This is a genomic window from Mesorhizobium sp. M6A.T.Ce.TU.002.03.1.1 (assembly GCF_003997275.1).
Classification (GTDB): domain Bacteria; phylum Pseudomonadota; class Alphaproteobacteria; order Rhizobiales; family Rhizobiaceae; genus Mesorhizobium; species Mesorhizobium mediterraneum.
This window is the reverse complement of the sequence record NZ_RZTI01000243.1, coordinates 1-3,684: the sequence shown is the minus strand read 5'-3', so window position 1 is coordinate 3,684 and position 3,684 is coordinate 1. Positions and strand designations below refer to the sequence as shown.

The following is a 3,684-nucleotide window of genomic DNA, read 5'->3' as shown; positions in this document are numbered from 1 at the left end:
GTCATTCCTGTCGGAAACCGCCATAACACTTCTGCGGCTGGACGAAGTTCGAAATCAAAACGACAGGGCGCGAAACATGACGGCGGCCATGGACGAGCTTCTCAGCATTCTCGACCTCGAGCAGCTGGAACACAACCTGTACCGTGGTCGCAGCCCCAAGCTCGACTGGCAACGTATCTTCGGCGGCCAGACCATCGCCCAGGCGCTGGTCGCTGCCCAGCGAACGGTGGAGCCCGAACGCCACGTGCATTCGCTGCATGGCTATTTCATGCGGCCCGGCGACACCAAGGTGCCGATCATCTACCAGGTCGACCGCATCCGCGATGGCGGCTCCTTCACCACGCGGCGTGTCGTGGCGGTCCAGCACGGCCAGGCGATCTTTTCGCTGGAAGCCTCGTTCCAGCAGGACGAAGTCGGGCTCGAGCATCAGGTGGCGATGCCGCAGGACGTGCCGGCGCCCGACACATTGCTGTCGCAGCGCGAATTGATCGGCAAGTTCGGCGAGGCCGTGCCAGACGGCATCAGGCGCTACTGGGAGCGTGACCGGCCGATCGAGATGAAACCGGTGATGCTGGAGCATTACACCAGTCGGGAAAAGCTGGAGCCGAAGCAGAACATCTGGATCCGCACGACCGGCCCGGTTCCGGCCGATCGCGCCACGCAGGCGGCCGTGCTTGCCTATCTTTCCGATATGACGCTGCTTGACACCTCGACCTTTGCGCATGGCCGCGCCATTTTCGACAGCGACATCCAGGCGGCGAGCCTCGATCACGCAATGTGGTTCCACCGCAGCCATCCGCTCGACGACTGGATGCTCTACACGCAGGACAGCCCGTCGACGCAAGGGTCGCGGGGGTTCACCCGCGGGTCGCTGTTTGCCCGCGACGGCACGCTGATCGCCTCGGTTGCCCAGGAAGGCCTCATCAGGCTGAAGCGGTCGCCTGCCGAATAGGCAAATTTCCAAAATTGCCTACTTTTTAATCAGCTGCGCTGCCGCGACTATGAACAGTCAGCCGACAAACCTTCCCCAATTCCTTATTTAACAACAGGTTAACACCCTGCTTCGGCAATTGGCACGGAGCTTGAATCCTAGCGGGCACTCTCCGGCTCTCATGGGGATCGGCGAAGTCGTATAAACGCGGGGGACCCGCAACAGCAAAGGGTGAAACCTTATGAAAATCGTGATGGCAATCATCAAGCCGTTCAAGCTCGACGAGGTGCGCGAAGCGCTCACCGCAGTCGGCATCCAGGGCCTGACCGTCACCGAAGTCAAAGGCTACGGGCGTCAGAAGGGACATACGGAAATCTATCGCGGGGCGGAATACGCGGTCAGCTTCCTGCCGAAGATCAAGATCGAAGTCGCGGTCGGCGTGGACATGGTCGACAAGGCCGTCGAAGCCATCACCGCGGCGGCCAAGACCGGACAGATCGGCGACGGCAAGATCTTCGTTTTCGGCATCGACCAGGCGGTGCGCATTCGCACCGGCGAAACAGACACCGACGCGCTTTGAGCTGCGGACACGTATTCCAATGGAGAGTTCAATGAATATTCCTTCTACTTTGAAGTCCGCGGCGCGCACCGCGCTGCTGGGCGCGTTCACACTTGGAGCCTTAGGCACGATTGCCGCATTTGCGCAGGAAGCAGCTCCGGCCGCACCGGCAGCGCCAGCGGTGCCGGCCTTTACCGTCGACAAGGGCGACACGACTTGGATGATGATTTCCACCATTCTGGTGCTGTTGATGACCATTCCCGGCCTTGCCCTTTTCTACGGCGGCCTGGTTCGCGCCAAGAATATGCTGTCGGTGCTGATGCAGGTTTTCACCATCACCAGCGTGGTCATGATCGTCTGGGTTTTCTACGGCTACAGCCTTGCCTTCACCCCCGGCAATGCCTTCATCGGCGGCCTTTCCAAGATGTTTCTCGCCGGCGTCGACGTGACGACGCTGTCGGAAACCTTCACCAAGGGCGTCGCCATTCCTGAGCTGGTGTTCGTCATCTTCCAGATGAGCTTCGCCTGCATCACCCCCGCCCTGATCGTCGGCGCCTTCGCCGAACGCATCAAGTTCTCCGCCGTGATCCTTTTCACCATCCTCTGGGTCACGTTCGTCTACTTCCCGATCGCGCATATGGTCTGGTTCTGGGGTGGCCCGAGCGCTTATAGCGACCCGTCAGGGCTCATCTTCAGCTTCGGCGCCATCGACTTCGCCGGCGGCACCGTCGTTCACATCAATGCGGGCATCGCCGGCCTTGTCGGCGCGCTGATGGTCGGCAAGCGCATCGGCTACAACAAGGACGTCATGGCGCCGCACTCGATGACGTTGACCATGGTCGGCGCTTCGCTGCTGTGGGTCGGCTGGTTCGGTTTCAACGCCGGTTCGAACCTCGAAGCCAACGCCTACGCGGTGCTGGCGATGGTCAACACCTTCGTCGCCACAGCGGCGGCGGCCGTGACCTGGATCGTGCTTGAAACGCTGCTCCGCGGCAAAGCGTCCATGCTCGGCGCGGTTTCGGGCGCTGTTACCGGCCTTGTCGCCGTCACGCCCGCTGCCGGCTTTGCCGGACCTATGGGCGTCATCGTGCTCGGCATCGTCGCCACCTGCGTCTGCTACTTCTTCGTCTCGGTGGTGAAGAACAAGTTCGGCTACGACGATAGCCTTGATGTCTTCGGCATCCACTGCATCGGCGGCATCATCGGCGCGCTCGGCACCGGCATCCTGGTCAATCCCGCCCTTGGCGGCGCCGGCGTCGTCGATTATTCGACAGCCGACTTCGCCGCCGGCTATGCCGGCACGGCCACCCAGCTGTGGTCGCAGTTCAAGGGTGTCCTGGTAACCGTCCTGTGGTCGGGCATCGGCAGCGCGATCCTCTACAAGATCGTCGATATGATCGTGGGCCTGCGTCCGACAGCCGATGCAGAGCGTGAAGGGCTCGACCTCACCTCGCATGGCGAAGCGGCCTATCACCCATAAGTCTTGTCCGGGGCGGCCTTGGCCGCCCCGCATCCTCCCATCCCGTCGTGACGCTCCAGAAGGGCTCACGCATTGAGGCCCGGAACGTTTCCGGGCCTCTTTTTTGCGCGCAGATGCCGTGCCAGATACCCGCCGCAAGATACTTCCCCCAATCCCTTATAGTTAATGCTGCCTTAACCTTCCCGCCGATAGTCTGGTGCCCGAATCTGCCGAGCTGTGCGCACGCGTCCGGCCGGGCAATTACAGACGGGGAAGAGCATGCGTTCAGGGGCTTCAGCACCGCTCGCGCTGGCCGATACGGGGCACGGCATCGGGGCATTCGCACGGCGTCAGGTCGGCCGGCTGGTCGGCGCCGGCCTGTTTGCGCTGGTCGCCTTCGGTATCGCCAGCCTCGCCACCTGGAACGTCGCCGACCCAAGCTTCTCCCACGCCACCGATAACATCGTCACCAACGCCATGGGCTATGTGGGCGCTGTCTTCTCCGACCTTGCCATGCAGTTCTTCGGCCTTGCCGCGGTCGCGGCGCTGGTGCCGGCAGTGGTCTGGGGATTTCTGCTGTTTTCGGCGCGCGGCGTCGACAGGCTGCCGAAGCGCGGGCTCGCCTGGTTCGGCTACGCGGTGCTTGCCGCGGCCATGGCCGGCTGCGTGGTGCCGCCCAAGACCTGGCCGCTGCCGACCGGTCTCGGCGGCGTGTTCGGCGACATGGTGCTCAAC

4 protein-coding genes are annotated in these 3,684 nt (G+C 62.6%); all 4 read left to right on the top strand.

Annotated elements, in window-relative coordinates; translation table 11 throughout:
* The first annotated feature begins 76 nt into the window (after nt 1-76).
* Nucleotides 77-952, top strand: coding sequence for an acyl-CoA thioesterase II (tesB, locus tag EOC93_RS32940; protein WP_127206700.1), 876 nt, complete (start codon nt 77-79; stop codon nt 950-952).
* A 220-nt stretch (nt 953-1,172) separates the two neighbouring features.
* Nucleotides 1,173-1,511, top strand: a complete 339-nt coding sequence (locus tag EOC93_RS32935; protein ID WP_073985197.1) for a P-II family nitrogen regulator — start codon at nt 1,173-1,175, stop codon at nt 1,509-1,511.
* Nucleotides 1,512-1,542: 31 nt separating this feature from the next.
* Nucleotides 1,543-2,970, top strand: coding sequence for an ammonium transporter (locus EOC93_RS32930; RefSeq protein WP_095484921.1), 1,428 nt, complete (start codon nt 1,543-1,545; stop codon nt 2,968-2,970).
* A 258-nt stretch (nt 2,971-3,228) separates the two neighbouring features.
* Nucleotides 3,229-3,684 (top strand): DNA translocase FtsK 4TM domain-containing protein (locus EOC93_RS32925; protein WP_206532298.1); only part of this gene is annotated, 456 nt, incomplete at its 3' end.

Coding starts and splice junctions, on each gene's coding strand:
- EOC93_RS32935 (WP_073985197.1), top strand. CDS start 1,173: ATGAAAATCGTGATGGCAATCATCAAGCCGTTCAAGCTCGACGAGGTG.
- EOC93_RS32930 (WP_095484921.1), top strand. CDS start 1,543: ATGAATATTCCTTCTACTTTGAAGTCCGCGGCGCGCACCGCGCTGCTG.
- tesB (WP_127206700.1), top strand. CDS start 77: ATGACGGCGGCCATGGACGAGCTTCTCAGCATTCTCGACCTCGAGCAG.